Raw genomic sequence first — 21,489 nt, 5'->3', positions numbered from 1 at the left:
GATCTGTTCGCGATTGGGGAAATCCATCATTTGTGATAGAATTCGCGACCATTGCTTTCAAGTAGCTTGAAGTAGGAATACATAATTATATGAGCGATCTGGCCAAAGAGATCATCCCGATAAATATCGAAGACGAGTTGCGTAACTCTTATCTCGATTACGCGATGAGTGTTATCGTGGGGCGTGCATTGCCCGATGTGCGTGACGGGTTAAAACCTGTTCACCGTCGTGTCTTGTTCGCAATGCATGAGCTGAGTAACGATTGGAATAAACCTTATAAGAAATCAGCCCGTGTCGTCGGTGACGTTATCGGTAAATATCATCCGCATGGTGACTCGGCGGTTTATGACACGATTGTTCGTATGGCGCAGGATTTTTCCATGCGTTATACACTGGTCGATGGTCAGGGGAACTTCGGTTCTGTCGATGGTGACTCGGCAGCGGCCATGCGTTATACCGAAATTCGTATGGACCGGATTTCACACGAACTGTTGGCGGATCTGGAAAAAGAAACCGTGGATTGGGTGCCTAACTATGACGGCACTGAACAGATCCCTGCGGTATTGCCAACAAAAGTCCCTAACCTGCTGATCAATGGCTCTTCAGGTATCGCGGTAGGTATGGCGACTAATATTCCTCCACATAATCTGACCGAGGTTGTTGACGGCTGTTTAGCGTTGATGGAAAACCCATCGCTGACGGTCGATGAGCTGTTACCGCTGATTCCGGGGCCAGATTTCCCGACTGGCGGTATCATCAACGGTCGCTCCGGTATCATTGATGCCTATCGTACCGGTCGCGGTAAGATCTATGTGCGTGCACGTACAGAGATTGAGACTGACGAGAAAAACGGTAAAGAATCGATCATCGTTACCGAGTTGCCTTACACGGTCAACAAAGCTCGTCTGGTCGAAAAAATTGCCGAGCTGGTCAAAGACAAGAAAATTGAAGGGATCACAGCACTGCGAGATGAGTCTGATAAAGACGGTATGCGTGTTGTGATTGAATTGCGTCGTGGTGAAGTCTCAGAGGTCATTCTGAACAATCTCTATACCCACACGCAAATGCAGAATGTGTTCGGTATCAACATGGTGGCGCTGGTGAACGGCCAGCCGAAAACGTTGACACTGAAAGAGATGCTGGAAGCGTTCATCGACCATCGCCGTGAAGTGGTGACGCGTCGTACCGTATTTGAACTGCGTAAAGCGCGTGATCGGGCGCATATTCTGGAAGGTCTGGCGATTGCGCTGGCCAATATTGATCCGGTCATTGAGCTGATCAAAAACTCAGCAAGCCCTGCTGATGCGAAACAGGGGTTAGTCTCTCGCGGTTGGGCGTTGGGCGCAGTAGCAGAAATGCTGGAACGTGCCGGTGACGATGCGGCGCGTCCTGAATGGCTGGAACCTGAATTTGGTATCCGTGACGGACACTACTTCCTGACTGAACAACAGGCTCAGGCCATTCTGGATCTGCGTCTGCATAAACTGACGGGTCTGGAACATGAGAAAATTCTGGAAGAATACCGTGAACTGCTGAATGAAATTGCCGAATTACTGTACATTCTGGCAAGCACTGAGCGTTTGATGGAAGTGATCCGCGAAGAGCTGGAATATGTGAAGTCTCAATTTGGTGATGCGCGTCGGACTGAAATTCAGGCTGCTAGCGTCGAAATCAATATGGAAGATTTGATCACACCAGAAGATGTGGTTGTCACGCTGTCTCACGAAGGCTATGTGAAATATCAACCATTGTCGGATTATGAAGCGCAACGACGTGGTGGTCGCGGTAAAGCGGCGGCGAAAGTAAAAGATGAAGATTTCGTTGAGCAATTGCTGGTTGCCAATACGCACGATACGATCCTCTGCTTCTCCACCTTGGGTAAAGTTTACTGGCTGAAAGTGTATCAGTTACCGGAAGCTAGCCGTACGGCCCGAGGTCGCCCGATCATCAACCTGCTGCCGTTGGATGAAAACGAGCGTATCACTGCGATATTGCCGGTTAAATCTTACGATGATGACAAATATGTCTTCTTTGCTACCGCAGACGGTACCGTGAAGAAAACCGAGTTGTCTGCTTATTCTCGCCCACTGTCATCCGGGATCCGGGCGATTAACCTGAATGAAGGGGATGCACTGATTGGTGTTGCCATTACCGATGGTAATAATGAAATCATGCTGTTCTCTGATGCAGGTAAAGTGGTCCGTTTCAATGAGGATGATGTTCGTGCGATGGGTCGAACCGCAACAGGGGTTCGAGGCATGAAACTGGGTGAGACCGATAAAGTGGTATCACTGATCGTTCCGCAAAATGGTGGCGCGATTTTGACGGCAACAGAAAATGGTTACGGCAAACGTACCGCATTGGATGAATATCCTGTGAAGAGCCGTGCAACACTGGGTGTGATTTCGATTCAGGTCACCGAACGTAATGGCAAAGTGGTTGGTGCTATTCAGGTTGATGAATCCGATGAAATCATGCTGATCACCAATGCCGGCACACTGGTTCGTACCCGCGTGGCAGAAGTTGGCTTAATCGGTCGTAATACTGCTGGTGTTCGTTTGATCCGTACTGGTGATGACGAAAAACTGGTCAGTTTAGAACGTGTGGCTGAACCGGAAGGCGATGAGTCTGACGGTGATGTCGATTTGTCTGATGTGTCGCCAACTGAATAAGTTCAGGGAGAGGATGTAGTTCATGAACGCATGGAAATTCTGGTTAGCAGTGACACTGTTTAGTGGAATTCAAACTGTCGCTATGGCTGCAACTGATTCCGCTATCCCGGCGAAACCCTCTGCGGTTACGCCGGAGATGATGGCGAAATATGCAATTACGGAGCAGACATTTAAGAAAAAGCCGAATTGCAACGAAGTAAAAGATCCTCTCTTGGATGCCTTCTGTGAACGGCCAATCCTGACCAAGTTGGATGGTGAAATCCGCCAGCTGATGAAAGATTTGCCAGCTAAGCAGGCAGATTATCCACAGTATGACTTGCAGAAAGGTCAGCAAGCCTGGTTGGATAGACATGATAACTGTATGAAAAATAAAGACCTGAAAATGTGTCTTGAGCTTTCATACATGGAACGGCTATCCGAGTTACAGGCTCAGTTTGAGTTGGTGCCTAAAGAAGGGCCGATTCATTATCAGTGTGGGGCAGATAAACGCGATGCCTGGCTGACGTTCTATGCCACCACATTACCGGCGGTGATTGTTAAATACAATGGTCAATACCGGGATGCGTTTATGGGGCCGTTAAGCCGTGGTGTGAAATATAACTCTCACAATCTGACGGTTGTAGAAGGTAAACATATCGCGACCCTATACTGGGATGACGCCAAACTGGATTGTCAGCAACTGGCTAATTAGTTCTTGGGCCGGTGACATATCAGAGGACAGCTTTAAGCTGTCCTTTTTTATGACTACACTTAGTCAAGCATTGGTGATGAGTATTCAACAAAAATGCGAGGCATGTGTATGCAGATCAACAATGGGCATTGTCGACAGCTTGGCGCAACCATCGAAGGCAGTGGTGTCAATTTCGCGTTATGGGCTCGTCTGGCCTGTTCAGTCGAACTCTTGCTGTTTTCATCGGCTGATGATGTCGAGCCGATGGTCATTCAGCTCAATCCTAAAGTCAATCGCACCGCGTATTATTGGCATATCTGGATCGATGGTATTGGGGATGGTCAATTATATGGCTTCAGAGTAAATGGACCATGGCGACCTTATGAGGGCACTCGTTTTGATCCCCAGAAGGTACTGATCGATCCATATGGTTTACTGATTGATTTCCCCTCCAATTACCGTCGTTTTGCCGCGTCCCGAAAAGGTTCAAATCTGCATTGTTGCGCCAAAAGTGTGGTGGTAGATACCCGTCATTACGATTGGGAAAATGATCAACCGCCTAATCATCCGCTATCCCGTTCAGTGATTTATGAGTTGCACGTCGGTGGTTTTACCAAACACCCCTCTGCGGGCCTGAGTGCGGAACTCCGCGGTACCTACACGGGCTTGCTCGATAAGATCCCATACCTTAAAGCATTAGGGATCACGACGATCGAATTGTTACCTGTGTTTCAGTTTGATCTACAGGAGTGTGCGCCAGGTAATAGCAACTACTGGGGCTATTCACCAATGTCGTTTTTTGCGCTGCATCGGCAATATGCCAGTGATCAGAGCAGAACTGGTGCGATACGTGAATTCCGGGATATGGTTAAAGCCTTACACAGAGAAGGGATCGAGGTCATTCTTGATGTGGTTTATAACCATACTTCAGAAGGTGATGGCGACGGACCTACCTTTAGCTGGCGGGGATTTGACCACGAAGCCTACTATATTTTGGATCCCCGGACGCATCACAACCTGAATTATTCGGGATGTGGCAATACGGTAAATGGATCACATCCAGTGACCCGGCGCATGATCGTCGATAGTCTGCATTATTGGCGGGATGTCATGCATGTCGACGGTTTCCGTTTTGATCTCGCGTCTATTCTGTCTCGCGATGAAGAAGGCAACCCTCTGGTCAATCCGCCAACGCTACTGGCGATTGATACTGATCCGGTACTGGCTAATTGTAAAATGATTGCCGAAGCCTGGGATGCAGGGGGGCTTTATCAGGTTGGATCGCTGGCTGGATCGCGTTGGAGAGAATGGAACGGGCAATTTCGTGATGATATCCGTCGTTTTATTAAAGGCGATCCGGGAACCATCAATCTCTTTGCCGACCGTTTTATCGGTAGCCCGAATATTTATAACTATCATTATGCCGATCCGGAGAAAAGCATTAATTTTGTCACCTGTCATGACGGCTTCACACTTTGGGATCTGGTGTCATATAACCAGAAACATAATGAAGCAAATGGGGAAGATAACCGGGATGGTTCAAACGACAACCACAGTTGGAATCATGGTGTAGAAGGTGAAACGGATGATCCGGTGATCAACGCATTACGAATACGTCAGGCCAAGAACTTCCTGACTTGTAATCTGTTATCTATCGGAACTCCCATGCTTTCTATGGGCGATGAATTGTTGCGAACCCAGCGCGGAAACAACAATGCCTATGGTCAGGATAATGATATCACCTGGATGAACTGGACGACCACCAAACAAAATCATGATATGCACCGTTATATGCAGCAGTTGCTGAAATACCGGCGCTATATTTTTAACCGGGAAAAAGATAATGGCGGCATGTTTTCGCTGGCGGATATGCTACGGCGTTCCGAGATCCGCTGGCATGGCCTGAAACCCTACGAACCAGACTGGAATCCGCATTCTCATGCACTGGCCTTTTCGGCGATACCACTCGAAGTTAACATCGCGATCTATATTATTTTTAATACCTATTGGGAACCGTTGACGTTTGAGCTGCCGTATCCGCCGCACAATATTGAAGGGTGCTGGCACCGTATTCTGGATACGGCCCAAACATCGCCGCATGATATTGTGGATTTTGGTGAGTTGTTACCGGCTGTTGATTGCCAACAATATGTGACGCAGTCACGGTCTGTGTGTCTGTTTGTCTGCGGGGATTTTGCCGGCATACGTCATGACCCGGATTGAATTGGCGAAACGAAGTGAGATGGGTAGAATGACGGCCTGAAATTTATAGGTCGTGCCATGTCATTATCATCTGTTCCGCCTGCTACCGGTCGAATTATTCTTGCTCCCATGGAAGGGGTGTTAGACCCTTTACTCCGTGAAATTCTCACCGCTGTTAATCACTATGACCTCTGCGTGACAGAGTTTGTGCGCGTTGTCGATCAGCTACTGACCAAGAAAACCTTGTTGCGTCTCTGTCCTGAATTGTTGCAAGGGGGGAAAACTAGCAGCGGTACACCGGTTCGTGTGCAACTCTTAGGGCAACATCCACAATGGCTGGCTGAAAATGCAATGCTGGCAACGGAAATGGGCTCTCCAGGTATTGATATCAATTTTGGTTGTCCTGCCCGTCGGGTTAATCAGTCTTGTGGCGGGGCTGCCTTATTAAAAGAACCGGAGACTATTTATCAGATCTTAAAAACAGTGCGAGCGGCATTACCAGAAGACCAATTATTATCGGCAAAAGTGCGCCTAGGGTGGAGTTCACCCGAAGAGTGCCATGAGATTATCGACGCAGTATTACAAAGTGGTGCCAACGAATTAGCAATACATGCCAGAACCAAAGAAGATGGTTATAAGGCGGAAGCGATCAAATGGGAATGGATCAATATTGTTAGACCGAAAATTCATATTCCTCTTATTGCGAATGGTGAAATTTGGAGTGCAGAAGATGCGATCCGTTGTCGGGAAATCACAGGATGCAAGGATCTGATGGTGGGGCGAGGGGCGTTACAGCTTCCGAATCTGGGGGCGGTGATCGCCAGACAGATGCCGGTCATGCCATGGCACGAGGTGATGACCTTGTTACTGCAGTATGCAGAAACGGCCTTGCAACAACCTCGCGCTGACTATTTACCCAGTCGCTTGAAACAGTGGCTGGTGTTTCTTAAACAGCAGTATTCCGAAGCGGCGGATTTGTTTATGTCGATCAGAACCGTGCATGATACGCCTACATTCCTGACACATCTCCACGTAGCACATAAAACAAAGCGGGCTTAAGTGCCCGCTTCGAATCATATTATTCTGAGTCTGTTAGTGGCCAACCACCCAACGACTTCCACTTATTAACAATATAACAAAACAGTTCTGCAGTACGCTCGGTATCATACAATGCAGAGTGAGCTTCGCTATTATCAAACGGGATTGCGGCAGATTGACAAGCCTTAGCTAGCACCGTCTGACCTAAAGCAAGACCCGCCAATGTCGCGGTATCAAACGTGGCGAACGGATGAAATGGGTTGCGTTTCAACGATACTCGCTCTGATGCAGCCATTAAAAAGCCATGATCAAACGCGGCATTATGTGCAACCACAATGGCCCGGTTACAGCCTTCGGCTTTCATGCCTTTGCGAATGACTTTGAAGGTTTCATGTAATGCGTCATATTCGCTGACAGCACCACGCAACGGATTAAATGGATCAATGCCATTAAAATCAATCGCCGCCTTTTCAATATTGGCACCTTCAAAGGGCTCAACATGGAAGTGGATCGTTTGGTCGATAGATAACCAACCATCTGGATCCATTTTTAATGTTGATGCTGCCATTTCCAGCAATGCATCCGTTTTCGGATTAAAACCAGCGGTTTCAACATCGATCACGACTGGGTAATAACCACGAAAGCGTTCTTTCAAGCACATAAACAGATACCAACTCAGAATTAATGATTAGTTTTTAAGGCTCAAGGATTTCCTGAGTGCTTATCAGCCCCATTTTTTCAAATAGCCCAAACAGCAGACTGACGACAATTGCAAGTAACGTTGCGAGCGCCATACCTTTCAGCGATACAGTACCCACTTCGACATGCGCACCGGATAAACCCACGATCAGTACAATAGAGGTCAGGATCAGGTTTTTAGGTTTACTGTAATCAACTTTTGATTCTACCAGCATACGGATACCGGAGGCAGCAATAACACCAAACAGCAACAGAGAAACACCACCCATGACTGGTACAGGAATACTACCAATGATGGCGGTGAATTTACCCATAAACGCCATCAGGATAGAAATGATCGCCGCTCCGCCAATAACCCAGACGCTGTATACACGGGTAATGGCCATAACGCCAATATTTTCACCGTAAGTTGTTGTTGGAACTGAACCAAAGAAGCCGGAAAGAGTTGTCGACACCCCATCACCCATTAATGAGCGATGTAAGCCGGGGTCTTTTTTCAGATCTTTGCCGATGATTTTTTCGGTCACAATAAAATGACCAATATGTTCTGCGATCACGACAAAAGCAGCGGGCAGCACGGTAATGACGGCACCCCAGTTCAATACGGGTTTATAGAACGTAGGTACAGAGAATACGGATGCGGTAGCTACAGCATCAAATTTTACCATGCCCAATGCCAGCGCCAGCAGATAACCAGCGATGATAGCAATCAGAATTGGAATGACACCTAAAAAGCCACGGAATAATACAGAACCAAAGACCACGACACCAAAAGTGAACAGAGATACTGTGATGGTCGGAACATCCAACTTGGCGGCAGTCAGCCCGGCCATATTGGCGGCCACTGGCGCAAGCTCCAGACCGATGATGGCGACAATAGCACCCATCGCTGCCGGAGGGAAAACAACATCGATCCAGCGATAACCAAAGGCTTTAATAATCAAGGCGACTGTAATAAACACCAGCCCTGAAGCAATAAATCCACCCAGTGCCGCGTTATAATTCAACGAGCTCATGACAGCAAAAACTGGCGACAGAAATGCAAAACTGGAGCCCAGATAGGCGGGCACTTTCCCTTGGCACAAAACGAGATAGATTAAGGTGCCGATACCATTGAACAGCAATACCGTGCCAGGATCGATCTTAAATAGCATCGGTACTAAAACAGATGCGCCGAACATGGCAAATAAATGTTGTAGGCTTAATGGAATGGACTGCAATAATGGTGGTCGTTCATTAACCTGTATGATCTGTCTGCGCACAGACGCCTCCTTTCTTTTAATGAAGCAATAATAAAACCCAAAAAATCGGAGCATTATCGCAAAACAGGGCTTTTTTTCCTATGAAAAACAGCATAAATCGCCAGGGTGATAATAAGTCCTAAAGATCTTGATTGCGTTGCCGATAGAGGGATAGGGCGAAGGAGGTGATGCAGTGAAACACTTGATTGTAATAGCAGGAATAGTCTGTCTTCCTGTCAGTCAGGCTGGCGTACTTGAGTATGGTGCATCTCTCGACCAATCTGTTTGGAAACTGGTCAGCGACTCGCCAATCGAGTGTCGTCTGGAGCATGTTATTCCTGGCTGGGGAAAAGGCGCGTTTGTCAGCCATGCGGGTAAAAACGTCAATATGGGTTTCGAATTGAAACCGTTGCGTCCGCAGGCACGGATTCAAACGGTCAGCGTACGTTCTTTGCCGCCCAGCTGGCATCCAGGCATTGCTGAAAGTGGCATTTCCAAGGTGCGTTTTTATAAGCAATTTGATGGTTATGTGAGTGGCCAGGCGGCGTGGACCATGCTGGATGAATTGGAGGGCGGATACACCCCCTCTTTTTTATTTCGTGACTGGTATCATCAGAATCAGCCCGTCACAGTCTCTATTTCATCGGTTGGCTTTCGGACGACATATCAGAATTTCTTAAGTTGTATGCAAGGGTTACTACCTTATAGTTTTGATGATATTGCATTCACCATTTTGAATTATGAAAAAAACAGTGAAGATCTGACACCGTATTCGCAACGACGATTAGCTATGATCGCTGCATATCTGAAAGCCGATCCTCAGTTAGATTTAGTGCTGGTGGATGGTTATACCGACAGCATGGGCCCTTCGTGGCCAAATCAGCTTCTCTCGGATAAAAGAGCAAAAAGTGTGAAAAAGTTTTTCACAGATCTCGGAGTTGATGAGAAACGAGTGAAAACCGAAGGGCATGGTGAAAAACAACATGTTGCAACTAATGATACCGAACGAGGCAGAGAGACCAACCGTCGTGTTGTTATTTCTATGCAGCGCTGGACACCGCCCACGTTAGCCGATGCTGGAAAAACGGCCTCGAGATGAGGCCGTTTAAAACTAAAACAGAAAACAAAAACGACTAGTTGCCTAAACCTTTACCGGCATCTTTTTTATTGATGAGTTCAATTTTATAACCATCAGGATCTTCAACAAAAGCAATCACGGTGGTTCCGCCTTTAACTGGGCCGGGCTCCCGAGTGACTTTGGCTCCGATGGCACGAATGGCCTCACATGTGGCGTAGATATCTTCTGTTTCTAATGCAACATGACCATAAGCGGTACCCAATTCATAACTATCGACGCCCCAGTTATAGGTCAGCTCTATCACGGCTTCATCGGTTTCCTCACCATAACCCACGAAAGCCAATGAATATTTATATTCGGGATTGTCACTTTGGCGTAATAACTTCATACCCAATACTTCGGTATAAAATTTAATTGAACGTTCCAAATTACCAACTCGCAACATGGTGTGCAGAATGCGCATGATCACTCCTCAGGTTCAGTTTTATGCTTGTATTCGCAGAGATCTTCAATCAGGCATGAACCACAACGGGGTTTACGAGCAATGCAGGTATAACGTCCGTGTAAAATGAGCCAATGGTGCACATCTAATTTGAATTCAGCTGGAACATATTTGAGTAGCTTATCTTCAACTTCATTCACGTCTTTACCTGGCGCAAAGCCAGTGCGGTTGGCAACGCGGAAGATATGCGTATCGACCGCAATGGTTGGCCAACCAAAAGCCGTATTCAACACGACATTTGCTGTTTTACGGCCAACACCGGGCAACGCTTCGAGTGCGGAACGATCTTCGGGCACTTCACCCTGATGTTTGTCCAGCAGGATTGCACAGGTTTTGATAATGTTTTCGGCCTTGGCGTTATAAAGACCAATGGTTTTAATATGCTGTTTTAATCCATCGACACCCAATGCCAGTATGGCTGCGGGGGTATTTGCTTCCGGGTAGAGTTTGGCGGTCGCTTTATTAACGCTGACATCAGTAGCCTGAGCAGAAAGAATGACAGAGATCAGCAATTCAAACGGAGTGGTATATGCCAACTCAGTTGTTGGATGCGGATTGTCATCGCGTAATCGTTCCAGTATCAGGCGGCGTTTGTCTTTGTTCATATTTCCCTTAGAAAGTGGTCACTCGAACACGTTCAATCTGTGTTTTAACTGGTGATTTTTTCCGGGCAAAATGGGCGTTAATGATGTTTTTCAGGGCAATCATAAATCCTAACACCAGAAATGCACCCGGTGGCAAAATTGCCAGCAGGAAGGTGTTATCACTGTGGTAAACATCAATTTTCAGGCCAGCAGCCCACTGGCCGAACAATACATCAGCTCCGGCAAATAGAGTCCCTTGACCGAGGATTTCACGGATACAACCTAAAATAGTCAGTGATAAGGTAAAGCCCATTCCCATCATAAAACCATCAAAAGCAGAAGAGAGAGGCGGATTCTGATTGGCAAAAGCCTCTGCACGACCAACAACCAGACAGTTAGTCACAATCAGCGCAATAAAAATACCCAGTGACTGGTAAAGCGCGAAAGTATAGGCATTCATCAGCAACTGTAAGCAGGTGACGAGTGCCGCAATCAGCAACACATACACAGGAATCCGAATTTCAGTAGGTATCCAGCGACGAAACAGCGAAATAAAGAAGTTGGACATCGCCATGATGATCATGGTGGCAATCCCCATTCCCAGCGCATTAGCCGCGGAGGTTGTGATAGCCATGGTAGGGCACATGCCTAACACCTGAACCAGAGTCGGGTTATTCTTCCAGAGACCTTCTTTTATAATAGAAAAGAAGGTGTTCTGGCTTGTTGTACTTTTAGGTGCAAGGTCATGGCACCCTTTCGGTGAATGATCCATTATTCCGCCTTACAGGCTGGCGCCTGTTCAATCAATTCTGGATGTTGTCGAACCAGCAGTAAAACATTTTTCAGTTGTTTGACAATGGCTCGCGGAGTAATGGTGGCACCCGTGAAACTGTCAAACTGACCGCCATCTTTTTTTACCGCCCAGCGAGAATCATTGTCTGACTGCAAAGACTGATGTGTAAAACTATCGAGCCAGTTGCCTTTGTTCCGATCAATTTTATCGCCCAACCCCGGCGTTTCATGATGTTCCAAGACTTCAACATGCTGAACTTCGCCACTTTTACTGACACCGGTAAGCAAACGGATCGCACCGCTATAACCATCAGGTGCAACAGATTCAATAATATAGCCACTCACTTGCTGTTTTTGCCGTGCAACATAGATCGGGTGAGGTTTGGTATCCCCCAGATAGGGACTGCTGAGCATATGACATTCATTGGTTAATGTGGTGTCGTAACTGTCAGCAGGCAGCATTTTTACTAAAGTTGATTTTTTCAGCAGTTGTTGTTGCGCCCCAATAACATCGCGAGTGTTGTAATCAGTCAGCACAATCAGCCCTGTACATGCTAAAGCAAACAAACCGAGGCGGAGACCATTTTTTTGCATCGATTTCAGCATGATTAGTGTCCGTAAACGCGAGATTGACTATATTTGTCTATTAATGGCACCAGGATATTGCATAGTAATACCGCAAATGCCACGCCGTCCGGATATCCACCGAAATGACGAATAATGAACACCAGTAAACCCACTAAGGCACCAAAAATTAGGCGTCCATAAGTGGTCGTGCTACTGGTGACGGGATCGGTCACTATAAAAAAGGCGCCCAACATACTGGCTCCGCTTAGCAATTCAATTTCTGGCATCGCAAACTGGGCTGGCGCTAAATAATGCCCTAAGGCGCTGGCTGCCGCTAATGTACCGAGCATCGCAACAGGGGTTTGCCATGGGATCAAACGTAAAATAAACAGTAAGATACCGCCAGCGAGAAAACTCAGATTAATTAAACGCCAGCCATCGTGACTAATCGCCGAAAAATCAGGAGATTTGATCAGTACGTCAATGGAATAACCGCGTTTAGACTCGGTTTTCAGATGATCTAACGGGGTCGCCATGGTCGTACCATCGACGAGAGTTTTTAATTGATAGCTATTTAGTCCCCCAGGCGTGGTGCCATGGAAAATGACAGCAGCCGTGTCTTGCAGAGAAAGATGTTGTGCAGAAATGGTTTGTGGTGCCAACCATGTTGTCATCGGAACGGGGAATGAAACCAGCAGTAACACATAACCCACCATGGCTGGATTAAACGGGTTTTGTCCTAATCCACCATAAAGCTGTTTAGCAATGATGATGGCAAATGCTGTTGCGACGACGGGCATCCACCAAGGTAATAAGGGCGGGATTGCTACAGCCAATAGTGCGGCAGTAAGAATGGCACTGCTGTCTCGCAGAGAGGGCATCACGGCAAAACCGCGTAAGCGTAAGATGGCGGCTTCAGATAACAATGCCGTGCCAACAGTGAGCAGTAACTGGAATAAAACTCCCCAGCCAAAAATATAATATTGGGCGACGATGCCCGGAATTAATGCAACAAGCGTCCATCGCATGACACTTGATGTGCTTTTCTGGCTGTGACCATGTGGTGAGATAGCGATAGCAAATGACATGAATTTATACCTGTTCGTTTTTATTGGCGGCGGCTTCAGCTTCTGCCTGTGCTTTCTTGGCTTTTGCGCGTGCAATCGCAGCGGCCACGGCAGCTTTTCTGGCGGAATCAGGATCATCCGCAGTTGCTGATGATCCCGGCACAGGTGTTGCGTCAGCAGCATCCGTTTGCACGGTGGCTTGTTCTGCCTGTGCTTTCTTGGCTTTTGCGCGAGCAATCGCAGCGGCTACGGCGGCTTTTCTAGCGGAATCAGGATCTTCCGCAGTTGCTGATGATCCCGGCACAGGTGTTGCGTCAGCAGCGTCCGTTTGCACAGGGGCTTGTTCAGCTTGTGCTTTCTTCGCTTTTGCTCTGGCGATGGCGGCGGCTATCGCAGCCTTTTTCTGGGATTCCGCATCGTCTGCTGTAGCTGTTTCAGGAATTACAGATGCAGAATCTCCAGATGCTGTAATTTCTGCACGGCGTGCTTTTGCTCTGGCCAATGCGGCGGCCACGGCGGCCTTGCGCTTATCCTCCTCAGAGGACACCTGTGATTCAGCGACCGGGGTTGATGGCTCCGTGTTCTTTTCAAGCTGATGTTGAATAGCCTGCGCTTTTCTTGCTGCACGTTCGGCACGGATATCAACGTCGGGCGAGGCAGTTTTATCTTGTTGTGCTTTAATCCGCAGAATGGCCGCTGCGACTGGATCAGTTTCATTGGCGCTATGAGTGCGGGTCGCAACAGGAGCGGGAATATGGGCTTCACGTGCGCGACGTTCTTCTTCTAACCGCTGTTTTTTAGCTTCAAAACGTTGTTTCGCGCGTTCTGCCTGTGCAGCTTCTTCACGATTTAATTGAATTTCTGCCTTTTCCTGACGGTAATAATGCACCAAAGGAATATTACTTGGACAAACCCATGCACATGCTCCGCATTCAATACAATCCGCCAGATTATATTTTTCGGCATTTTCATGGTCACCCGCTTTGCTATACCAGTAAAGTTGCTGTGGTAATAGTTTGACCGGACAGACTTCAGCGCATTTACCGCACCGAATGCAGTTCATCTCATCATCACGAGGAGGTAATTCGCTGGCACTGGGAGCTAATAAACAGTTGGTTATTTTAACGACAGGCACATCTGCATGCGGCAGCGTGAAGCCCATCATCGAGCCCCCCATAATGACGCGCTGGCGAGGCTCCGGTGTTAAGGCAAATTGAGCCAGTAACCAGCGAACCGAAGATCCAAGACGAACCCAAGCATTACCCGGTGTCTTAAATTGAGAGCCGGTTAATGTGACAACACGACGGATGAGCGGTTCATCTTCAATGATGGCTTGTCGGATGGCAAAAGTAGTTCCGATATTAACCATCACAATACCCAACGACAGCGAACGTCCGCGGGCAGGGACTTGTTTCCCAGTCAGAATTTCAATGAGCTGACGAGCACTTCCAGATGGGTATTTCGTCGGTATTACCCGCACGATGACATCGTTTGGTAATGGTCTCATTAAAAAGGCGGAAATTGCTTCCGGCTTATTATCTTCAATGGCAATAATCGTGATGCTAGGACGCAGGATATGCTTGATGATCTCAACGCCTTCCAGAATTTCGCGGGCATGTTCACGCATCAATCGATCATCGGCAGTGATATAAGGCTCACACTCCGCGCCATTGATAATGACAATTTCTGCTTTTTCACGGGCCACACTTAATTTTGCATAAGTAGGAAAGCCTGCGCCGCCTAATCCGGCAATCCCTGACTGACGGATCCGCTCGAAAAGCTCAACTGCATCATACTGATGAAAATCAGCCCATGGCTTGCGTTCACGCCATTCATCAAGACCATCGGGTTTAATATGAATACAAGGTTCACTGAGACCAGACGGGTGTGCAACGGTATGCAGTTCAATCGAGGTGATAACACCAGAAGTGCTGGCATGAACCGGTACTTCCATTGGATGATCACTGGCGGTTAGTTGTTGTCCGGTCAGAACGCGATCACCGACCTTGACCAAAAGTCGGCCAACCCGCCCACTGTGTTGTTTGATCGGTAATACAATGAAAGGAGGAATGCCTGCATCAACTAATGGCGTTTCACTCGATTCACGTTTGTGCTCATCAGGATGCAGACCGCCGTGAAAATCCCAGATTTTCCCTTTGCGAATTTTACTTAGGATATCGACAATACTCATTGCACCATTCTCACTGGAATTGTTTCTACATCCCACTTCCAACGATCCGGCGTGGCGGGTAATTCAATCATTTCAATACAATTAGTCGGACATGGATCAACACACAAATCACAGCCCGTACATTCACTACGCAGGATTGTGTGCATGAGCTTAGGCGCCCCGATAATTGCATCGACAGGGCAAGCCTGAATGCATTTAGTACAGCCAATGCAAAGGTTTTCGTGAATAAATGCGACCCGTTTAGGTGGTGTCAGTTGCAGTTCGTCATCATCGGACGGAGGTTCTACACCCATCATGGCAGCTATTCGCTGAATTGTCTGTGAACCACCTGGTACACATTTATTGATACTGTCACCATTGGCTATCGCTTGTGCATAGGGACGGCAGCCGGGGTAGCCACATTGACCACATTGTGTTTGCGGTAAGATAGCATCCAACTTATCGACGATCGGGTCGGAGTCGACTTTAAAACGGATAGCCGCATAACCCAGCAATATGCCAAACAGCAATGCCAGTAAGGTCAGGATAATAAGAATAAGTAAAAGTTGGTTCATGATATTAGAGCTTGATTAACCCAGTAAACCCAAGGAAAGCCAGAGACATGAGACCGGCCGTGATCATGCCAATGGCCACGCCCTGGAATGGTACTGGAACATCACCTGCGGCTATACGCTCGCGCAGACTGGCAAATAACACGAGCACCAACGTAAAACCAACGCCGCCACCAAAGCCATACACAATACTTTGCATAAAATTATGTTGCAGATTGATATTGAGTAACGCCAGCCCCAAAACAATGCAATTCGTGGTGATCAACGGCAGATAGATACCTAAAACACGGTACAACTCAGGCGCACTTTTCTGAATCACCATTTCAGTGAATTGTACTACGACTGCGATGACCAGAATAAAAGCCAGTGTACTCAATGAACTGGCATTCAGCGGTGTCAGAATGTAGTGGTCGACAAGATAACAGAAGGCCGAAGTCAATGTTAAAACGAATGCTGTAGCAATGCCCATACCCACGGCAGGTTCAATTTTTTTAGAAACCCCCATGAATGGACAAAGCCCTAAAAATTTAACTAAAACAAAGTTATTTACCAGTACTGTACTGACTAGTAGTAACAGATATTCCGACATAATACTGACCTCAGCTTATAAGCGCGCCTATTATCTTCATATACAGGAAGCTAAACAACCGTTAAACCGAAGGGTTTCTGGATATTAATACGTTGAACGGCTAGACTTTGCTCTCTTTTGCTCAGTTTTCAGGAGTTAATTTTGGGCATGTTTCCTATACTGGCACTTACTGGTGCCATGTTGCTTTGGTCCAGTGCATTTATCTCATTAAAATATCTGTTGGATTTCTTTCATCCCACGCAAATTGTGTTCTTCCGTATGCTGATTGCCAGCGCTTGTTTTCTGTTCTTTGGCAAGAAATTACTGCAATTTCGTTATCAGAAAGGCGATTGGCGGTGGTTATTGATCATGGGTATTGCAGAGCCTTGTCTCTATTTTTTATTTGAGACGTCAGCATTGCAGTATACAACAGCCGGTCAGGCTGGAGTGATCACGGCAACCTTACCTCTGCTTGCCTCTGTAACGGCATTTCTGGTGTTGAAAGAGCGTATTGGCAAACTGCAAATTATGGGGTTTATTGTTGCTATTGTCGGATGTTCGGCATTAAGTTTTGCCGGGCAACATGATGAACAAGCCAGTAATCCGGTATTAGGTAACTGTTTAGAGTTCATGGCCATGCTGTGCGGGGCTGTTTATTCTGTCTCGATTCGGAAGTTATCGTCGCGTTACTCTTCAGTGGTACTGACTGCTTTCCAGGCTTTGGTAGGAGTTCTTTTTTTCGGCCCATTGGCGATGCAGCATACCGTACCAACGCATGCTTCTTTGCTGCATTGGGGGAGCTTGCTCTATTTAGGAACGGTCGTAACCATTGGTGCCTATTGGTTGTATAACTGGGCAATCAGTCAGGTAACCGTTTCTTTGGCAACGGCATATATCAACCTCATACCGGTATTTACATTATTATTGGCTTTTTGGTTGTTGGGAGAGCGGTTGAATTTTTGGCAGGGGTTGGCGTGCGGTGTTGTATTCATCGGTGTCGTGATCAGCCAGTTACCAGAAAAATCACCAATTACTGCGGACCGCGCGATTTCAGACACGGTATGAAGATACGAGGGGCGCGCCCCTCGTATTTTTAGCTTTTATTCAAAATGCGATAACGTACGAGCAAAATCCATTGCATCGACTTCTGCGCCACTCAGGGTCTCGTCCCATTGCACGCCGATCAAGACGCCATCGGCGTGCAGATCATTCACCCATTCATCATAAAATTCATCGAGTGGGATCGCGGCTGGTTCATATTCTTTCCATTCATCGCAGCACAAAAGTTTAGCCGCATGTTCAGAAGACCATAAAGGCATAACATCCACTGCGTCATCATCCTGCGAGTCACACACGACCCATTCATCTTCAAACTGCAGGCCCCACAACACGCCGCTGTCTTTAACTTCGGTGATAAATTTTTCAGGGATATGCTGTTCGATGTGATCTGTCATATTTAGATTCCAAGTTCAGTAGATAGACAATTGAATGTATTTTAGCGAAAAATTTACTCTGCGGTATTTTGACTTTTTTTAATCAATTCTCTGTGTGTCATAAATAGCCGGAAATCGAATTCCAACTGGTGATACCTCGGTTCCATATACGAACATAGCTGATAGAACGCTTTATCATGCTGCGTTTCTTTCAGGTGCGCCAGTTCATGTACGGTGATCATTCGTAAAAAATCAGCAGGCGCTTCTTTAAAAACACTGGCAATGATGATGTCATGCTTGCGTTTAACTTTACTGCCTTGCAATTGCACCTTGCGAACATTTAATCCTAAAGCATGATGCACAACAGATAATTTGCTGTCATAGCGAACTTTGCTGATCGCAGGCACATTGCGCATATAACGATTTTTTAATTCAGTTACATAGTCAAATAAAGCCGTATCACTCTGAACAGAGTGTTGTTCTGGATAGCGTTTGCTTATCAACTCACTTAATTGCTGTTTTTGAATCAGTTGTTTAACTTGTTGCAGAATATGTTCTGGGTAACCATGAAGATACGTCAAATCAGACATGGTGATTACTCATTAGATGTTGATTGTTTGACCCAGGGCGAATTGATCGTCATCACATATAGCGCTTCAACTTTTGTTCTAGCCCACGGTGTGCGTCGTAGAAACTTTAGGCTCGATTTAATACTAGGCTCATGCTGGAAGCAGCGGATATCAATTCGTTGGCCGAGTTCGTTCCAGCCATAATGTTCCACCAACTCAGTGACGATCCGTTCAAGCGTAATACCATGCAGCGGATCTTTAGATTGGAATTGGGTCATGTGAGAAAAAGTTATCGGTAAAATGAACCGACAGGGTAGGAGATGAAACTAAAAATAGCAAATAGGTGAGAATAGAAATAGCGATTTAATTATGTGATGATGATCGTTTTCTTCATCAGTCATAATTGTCATGGATTTCGAGATTTATACCCTAATTTTGTTTTTTGTCTGCGGTATTGCGGCCGGGTTTATTGATTCTATCGCCGGTGGTGGCGGGTTGCTGACCGTCCCGGCCTTGTTGAGCGCGGGCATTCCGCCAGCCTATGCACTGGCAACCAATAAATTGCAGAGCAGCTTTGGTAGTTTTTCTGCATCCTTTTATTTTCTTCGGCACGGATATATCGATCTGAAGCTGATCAGAAATGGCATCATATTTACATTCATCGGTAGTGCCTGCGGCACATTAGCGGTACAGCAAATTGATCCTTCTGTGTTAAAGCAGGCAATTCCGTTTATGTTGATCGGTTTTGCCTTGTATTTCATCTTTTCACCCCGGATAGGTGATGAAGACCGACAGCAACAAATTAACTTTTTCCTTTTTTCGTTGATATTTGGCGGAGGCATCGGTTTTTACGATGGATTTTTTGGCCCGGGTACAGGCTCGTTTTTTGCCATCGCGTTCGTGGCGATGGCTGGGTTTAACCTTTCAAAAGCCACGGCATACAGTAAATTGCTCAACTTTACTTCTAATATTGCGGCATTAATATTTTTCATGCTGGGTGGAAAAATACTCTGGCAGGTCGGGATCGTCATGGGGGCCGGGCAATTCGTCGGTGCACGGTTGGGGTCGCGGATGGTGATCAAAAAGGGCAGCAAAATCATTCGGCCATTACTGGTGACCATGTCATTGATTATGTCAGCCAGATTACTCTGGCAGCAGTATATGAGCTGAAAAAGTCATCATTCTGTCATTTATCGAAGGCACTCTTACGGCATAACAAAGGAGAGTGCTAATGAAATTTCGTCGCAAAAAAATCCGCCAACGTCATATGTGGTTCAGCTTGTGGCAGCATGAATTAACGCCCGAAAATCAACCGAATATGATGCCAGTCAAGGTCAGCGAAAGATAATTCAGGTTCTTGTTGCAGAACAGAAGGCAGCTTTGCTATCAGTTGATTATTATTAAAAATAAACGCTGGTACTGCCTTATGTTTTTGGAACAAGTCGACATAACTGGATTCCGCGGTATATCAAAGTTATCAGTCAAACTAGGCCAGACGACCGCGTTGATTGGTGAAAATGCTTGGGGTAAGAGCAGTCTGTTACGTGCCTTATGGAGTCTGTTAGGGCACGATGCATTACCTTATCAATTTGTCAGTGATGATTTTTTCCACATAAACTGTGATGATAAGAAAGATCAAGAGCTTCAGATTTGTTTGATTTTTCGTGAACATCGGCCAGGGATCAGCCAACATTCTCATCGTTTAAATCGTTTATCTGCTGTTTGGACCCACCACCATCTGGATATGTTTCATCGTATCCATTACATCGCCAAAGCTTGTTTACATGTTGATGGTACCGTCACGACGGAACATTTCTTTGAGGACGCTCGCGGGAATCGGGTCCAAGACAGCAACTGCAACGAATTGATCCGCTTGTTAAGCTCAATGAATCCGGTTTTACGTTTGCGCGATTCGCGTTCAATCAGCAATGTCGCTGACTCGAGCGTAGAGCCGGATAATTTCATGGAGGATTTAAGCGACCTTTTGCAAGACTGTACCCCCGACAGGCAGCAGCATATTACCGATGGGGTGATGGCTGCTGAATATTTGCTGGATCGTTACTTCATCAACGTGCCGCACCGAGTTAAACACAGCCAGCGCGATATTATTAATCAGCCGGGCATGCTGCATGGCTTAACTGACTGGCATGATTTATTGCGGAATATGGACAATGAGACGATGCAGCAGATGCTATCGCGTATCGGTCATGCCTTATTATCCGCCCATTCGGGTCGTGAATTAGAAAATGAATCGCGGCCAATCTACATTCTGGAAGATCCAGAAAGTCGTTTACACCCGACCATGATGTCGATTGCCTGGGGCCTGATTCAGCAATTACCGGGGCAAAAAATTCTGACAACCAATTCTGGTGATTTGCTGGCGACGTTACCGTTAGGGCAAATCCGTCGCTTGGTTCGATGCAATGGCGTTACCCGCAGTTATCTGATGGATGAAAATCGATTTTCAGCCGATGACTTACGAAAAATAACCTTTCACGTGAGAATCAACCGGCCTATGTCGTTATTTGCTCGTTGCTGGTTATTGGTTGAAGGGGAAACAGAACTTTGGTTGTTGTCAGAACTGGCGCAACTATGTGGTTATCATTTACCCGGCGAGGGTGTTCGAATCATCGAGTATGCACAATGTGGATATAGCCCGTTAATTAAACTAGCGAACGATTTGGGTATTAATTGGCATATGTTGGCAGATGGTGACGAAGCGGGAGTGCGTTATATCCAAGGCGCCAGACGATTACTCAGTGACGAACACCGCCATGATGGTGGTCTGACCCTGTTACCGAATCGGGATATTGAACATTTTTTATATGTTCATGGCTTTGACGATGTCTATCGCAGAGAAGCAATGCTGCGTGAGCAACACAATTTGCCTGCAAACAAGATCATTGAACGTGCCGTGTCGCGTCGTTCTAAACCAGGAATGGCCCTAGCCGTGATTGAAGAGGCGATGCAAAGAGGTGCAGACAGTGTGCCGATGCTGTTGAAAAAAATGTTTGATCGCGTAGTGGAGCTGGCGAGACAACAGGGATAAAAAAGCCTTCCGACGG

Annotated in this window: 21 protein-coding genes; 8 read left to right on the top strand and 13 right to left on the bottom strand. The window is 46.7% G+C overall.

Annotated elements, in window-relative coordinates:
- Positions 1-89 precede the first annotated feature (89 nt).
- The 4 genes from gyrA to dusC all read left to right on the top strand — a co-directional run bounded on the left by gyrA (position 90) and on the right by dusC (position 6,603).
- Positions 90-2,672 (top strand): DNA topoisomerase (ATP-hydrolyzing) subunit A, encoded by a 2,583-nt coding sequence (gyrA, locus tag H027_RS0101135; protein ID WP_024870698.1) that lies wholly within the window; start codon positions 90-92, stop codon positions 2,670-2,672.
- A 22-nt stretch (positions 2,673-2,694) separates the two neighbouring features.
- Positions 2,695-3,363 (top strand): lysozyme inhibitor LprI family protein, encoded by a 669-nt coding sequence (locus tag H027_RS0101130; RefSeq protein ID WP_024870697.1) that lies wholly within the window; start codon positions 2,695-2,697, stop codon positions 3,361-3,363.
- 108 nt (positions 3,364-3,471) lie between these two features.
- Positions 3,472-5,565 carry a glycogen debranching protein GlgX gene (glgX, locus tag H027_RS0101125; protein ID WP_024870696.1) on the top strand — a complete coding sequence of 698 codons (2,094 nt, stop codon included), beginning with the start codon at positions 3,472-3,474 and terminating at the stop codon, positions 5,563-5,565.
- Positions 5,566-5,622: 57 nt separating this feature from the next.
- On the top strand, positions 5,623-6,603 hold the full coding sequence (gene dusC, locus H027_RS0101120; RefSeq protein WP_024870695.1) for a tRNA dihydrouridine(16) synthase DusC: 981 nt from the start codon (positions 5,623-5,625) through the stop codon (positions 6,601-6,603).
- A gap of 19 nt (positions 6,604-6,622) precedes the next feature.
- On the opposite strand, the gene rnt is transcribed toward dusC, so the two are convergent.
- Together rnt and uraA are read right to left on the bottom strand one after the other, a co-directional pair.
- The gene (gene rnt / locus H027_RS0101115; RefSeq protein ID WP_024870694.1) at positions 6,623-7,243 is read right to left on the bottom strand and encodes a ribonuclease T; all 621 of its coding nucleotides are present in this window, start codon (positions 7,241-7,243) and stop codon (positions 6,623-6,625) included.
- Positions 7,244-7,277: 34 nt separating this feature from the next.
- Positions 7,278-8,543, bottom strand: coding sequence for a uracil permease (uraA, locus tag H027_RS0101110; RefSeq protein ID WP_024870693.1), 1,266 nt, complete (start codon positions 8,541-8,543; stop codon positions 7,278-7,280).
- 172 nt (positions 8,544-8,715) lie between these two features.
- On the opposite strand from uraA, the gene H027_RS0101105 reads away from it, so the two are divergent.
- On the top strand, positions 8,716-9,621 hold the full coding sequence (locus tag H027_RS0101105; RefSeq protein ID WP_024870692.1) for a flagellar protein MotY: 906 nt from the start codon (positions 8,716-8,718) through the stop codon (positions 9,619-9,621).
- A 34-nt stretch (positions 9,622-9,655) separates the two neighbouring features.
- On the opposite strand, the gene gloA is transcribed toward H027_RS0101105, so the two are convergent.
- The 8 genes from gloA to rsxA are packed head-to-tail and all read right to left on the bottom strand — an operon-like array spanning position 9,656 to position 16,443.
- A complete protein-coding gene (gene gloA / locus H027_RS0101100; protein WP_024870691.1) occupies positions 9,656-10,063 on the bottom strand; it encodes a lactoylglutathione lyase in 408 nt (135 codons plus the stop codon).
- 2 nt (positions 10,064-10,065) lie between these two features.
- Complete coding sequence (gene nth, locus H027_RS0101095) at positions 10,066-10,707, bottom strand: endonuclease III (protein ID WP_024870690.1); 642 nt, start codon at positions 10,705-10,707, stop codon at positions 10,066-10,068.
- A gap of 7 nt (positions 10,708-10,714) precedes the next feature.
- Positions 10,715-11,458 carry an electron transport complex subunit E gene (locus H027_RS0101090; protein WP_024870689.1) on the bottom strand — a complete coding sequence of 248 codons (744 nt, stop codon included), beginning with the start codon at positions 11,456-11,458 and terminating at the stop codon, positions 10,715-10,717.
- Positions 11,458-12,084, bottom strand: coding sequence for an electron transport complex subunit RsxG (gene rsxG, locus H027_RS0101085; RefSeq protein ID WP_024870688.1), 627 nt, complete (start codon positions 12,082-12,084; stop codon positions 11,458-11,460). The genes H027_RS0101090 and rsxG overlap by 1 nt, the downstream gene beginning before the upstream one ends.
- A gap of 2 nt (positions 12,085-12,086) precedes the next feature.
- Positions 12,087-13,133 (bottom strand): electron transport complex subunit RsxD, encoded by a 1,047-nt coding sequence (gene rsxD, locus H027_RS0101080; RefSeq protein ID WP_024870687.1) that lies wholly within the window; start codon positions 13,131-13,133, stop codon positions 12,087-12,089.
- 4 nt (positions 13,134-13,137) lie between these two features.
- Positions 13,138-15,303, bottom strand: a complete 2,166-nt coding sequence (gene rsxC / locus H027_RS0101075; RefSeq protein ID WP_024870686.1) for an electron transport complex subunit RsxC — start codon at positions 15,301-15,303, stop codon at positions 13,138-13,140.
- Positions 15,300-15,857, bottom strand: coding sequence for an electron transport complex subunit RsxB (gene rsxB, locus H027_RS0101070; protein ID WP_024870685.1), 558 nt, complete (start codon positions 15,855-15,857; stop codon positions 15,300-15,302). The genes rsxC and rsxB overlap by 4 nt, the downstream gene beginning before the upstream one ends.
- 4 nt (positions 15,858-15,861) lie before the next feature.
- Positions 15,862-16,443 carry an electron transport complex subunit RsxA gene (gene rsxA / locus H027_RS0101065; RefSeq protein ID WP_024870684.1) on the bottom strand — a complete coding sequence of 194 codons (582 nt, stop codon included), beginning with the start codon at positions 16,441-16,443 and terminating at the stop codon, positions 15,862-15,864.
- Positions 16,444-16,590: 147 nt separating this feature from the next.
- Here rsxA and H027_RS0101060 point away from each other — a divergent pair, with 147 nt between their 5' ends.
- On the top strand, positions 16,591-17,487 hold the full coding sequence (locus tag H027_RS0101060; protein WP_038149127.1) for an EamA family transporter: 897 nt from the start codon (positions 16,591-16,593) through the stop codon (positions 17,485-17,487).
- 35 nt (positions 17,488-17,522) lie between these two features.
- Here H027_RS0101060 and H027_RS0101055 read toward each other — a convergent pair whose 3' ends face one another.
- Genes H027_RS0101055 through H027_RS18605 form a run of 3 tightly spaced genes read right to left on the bottom strand, consistent with a single transcriptional unit; the run spans position 17,523 to position 18,702 of the window.
- Positions 17,523-17,876: a DUF2750 domain-containing protein gene (locus tag H027_RS0101055; protein ID WP_024870682.1), complete on the bottom strand. Its 354-nt coding sequence runs from the start codon at positions 17,874-17,876 to the stop codon at positions 17,523-17,525.
- Between the two features lie 53 nt (positions 17,877-17,929).
- Entirely contained in the window at positions 17,930-18,445 is a 516-nt protein-coding gene (locus tag H027_RS0101050) for a YgjP-like metallopeptidase domain-containing protein (RefSeq protein WP_024870681.1), read from the bottom strand.
- 5 nt (positions 18,446-18,450) lie between these two features.
- Positions 18,451-18,702, bottom strand: coding sequence for a VF530 family protein (locus H027_RS18605; RefSeq protein ID WP_081741331.1), 252 nt, complete (start codon positions 18,700-18,702; stop codon positions 18,451-18,453).
- Positions 18,703-18,832: 130 nt separating this feature from the next.
- Between H027_RS18605 and H027_RS0101045 the strand changes: the two genes are divergently transcribed.
- Together H027_RS0101045 and H027_RS0101035 are read left to right on the top strand one after the other, a co-directional pair.
- A complete protein-coding gene (locus tag H027_RS0101045; RefSeq protein WP_024870680.1) occupies positions 18,833-19,594 on the top strand; it encodes a TSUP family transporter in 762 nt (253 codons plus the stop codon).
- Positions 19,595-19,850: 256 nt separating this feature from the next.
- The gene (locus H027_RS0101035) at positions 19,851-21,473 is read left to right on the top strand and encodes a DUF2813 domain-containing protein (protein WP_024870679.1); all 1,623 of its coding nucleotides are present in this window, start codon (positions 19,851-19,853) and stop codon (positions 21,471-21,473) included.
- Positions 21,474-21,489: the final 16 nt, after the last annotated feature.

Origin of the sequence: Tolumonas lignilytica, assembly GCF_000527035.1 — a bacterium.
Taxonomy (GTDB): Bacteria; Pseudomonadota; Gammaproteobacteria; order Enterobacterales; family Aeromonadaceae; genus Tolumonas; species Tolumonas lignilytica.
This window is presented reverse-complemented; position numbering and strand designations above follow the sequence as displayed.

Excerpts from the sequence above, each read along its gene's own strand:
- gyrA (WP_024870698.1), top strand. The coding sequence starts at position 90 with ATGAGCGATCTGGCCAAAGAGATCATCCCGATAAATATCGAAGACGAG.
- H027_RS0101130 (WP_024870697.1), top strand. The coding sequence starts at position 2,695 with ATGAACGCATGGAAATTCTGGTTAGCAGTGACACTGTTTAGTGGAATT.
- glgX (WP_024870696.1), top strand. The coding sequence starts at position 3,472 with ATGCAGATCAACAATGGGCATTGTCGACAGCTTGGCGCAACCATCGAA.
- dusC (WP_024870695.1), top strand. The coding sequence starts at position 5,623 with ATGTCATTATCATCTGTTCCGCCTGCTACCGGTCGAATTATTCTTGCT.
- rnt (WP_024870694.1), bottom strand. The coding sequence starts at position 7,243 with ATGTGCTTGAAAGAACGCTTTCGTGGTTATTACCCAGTCGTGATCGAT.
- gloA (WP_024870691.1), bottom strand. The coding sequence starts at position 10,063 with ATGCGCATTCTGCACACCATGTTGCGAGTTGGTAATTTGGAACGTTCA.
- nth (WP_024870690.1), bottom strand. The coding sequence starts at position 10,707 with ATGAACAAAGACAAACGCCGCCTGATACTGGAACGATTACGCGATGAC.
- H027_RS0101090 (WP_024870689.1), bottom strand. The coding sequence starts at position 11,458 with ATGGATCATTCACCGAAAGGGTGCCATGACCTTGCACCTAAAAGTACA.
- rsxG (WP_024870688.1), bottom strand. The coding sequence starts at position 12,084 with ATGCTGAAATCGATGCAAAAAAATGGTCTCCGCCTCGGTTTGTTTGCT.
- rsxD (WP_024870687.1), bottom strand. The coding sequence starts at position 13,133 with ATGTCATTTGCTATCGCTATCTCACCACATGGTCACAGCCAGAAAAGC.
- rsxC (WP_024870686.1), bottom strand. The coding sequence starts at position 15,303 with ATGAGTATTGTCGATATCCTAAGTAAAATTCGCAAAGGGAAAATCTGG.
- rsxB (WP_024870685.1), bottom strand. The coding sequence starts at position 15,857 with ATGAACCAACTTTTACTTATTCTTATTATCCTGACCTTACTGGCATTG.
- rsxA (WP_024870684.1), bottom strand. The coding sequence starts at position 16,443 with ATGTCGGAATATCTGTTACTACTAGTCAGTACAGTACTGGTAAATAAC.
- H027_RS0101060 (WP_038149127.1), top strand. The coding sequence starts at position 16,591 with ATGTTTCCTATACTGGCACTTACTGGTGCCATGTTGCTTTGGTCCAGT.
- H027_RS0101055 (WP_024870682.1), bottom strand. The coding sequence starts at position 17,876 with ATGACAGATCACATCGAACAGCATATCCCTGAAAAATTTATCACCGAA.
- H027_RS0101050 (WP_024870681.1), bottom strand. The coding sequence starts at position 18,445 with ATGTCTGATTTGACGTATCTTCATGGTTACCCAGAACATATTCTGCAA.
- H027_RS18605 (WP_081741331.1), bottom strand. The coding sequence starts at position 18,702 with ATGACCCAATTCCAATCTAAAGATCCGCTGCATGGTATTACGCTTGAA.
- H027_RS0101045 (WP_024870680.1), top strand. The coding sequence starts at position 18,833 with ATGGATTTCGAGATTTATACCCTAATTTTGTTTTTTGTCTGCGGTATT.
- H027_RS0101035 (WP_024870679.1), top strand. The coding sequence starts at position 19,851 with ATGTTTTTGGAACAAGTCGACATAACTGGATTCCGCGGTATATCAAAG.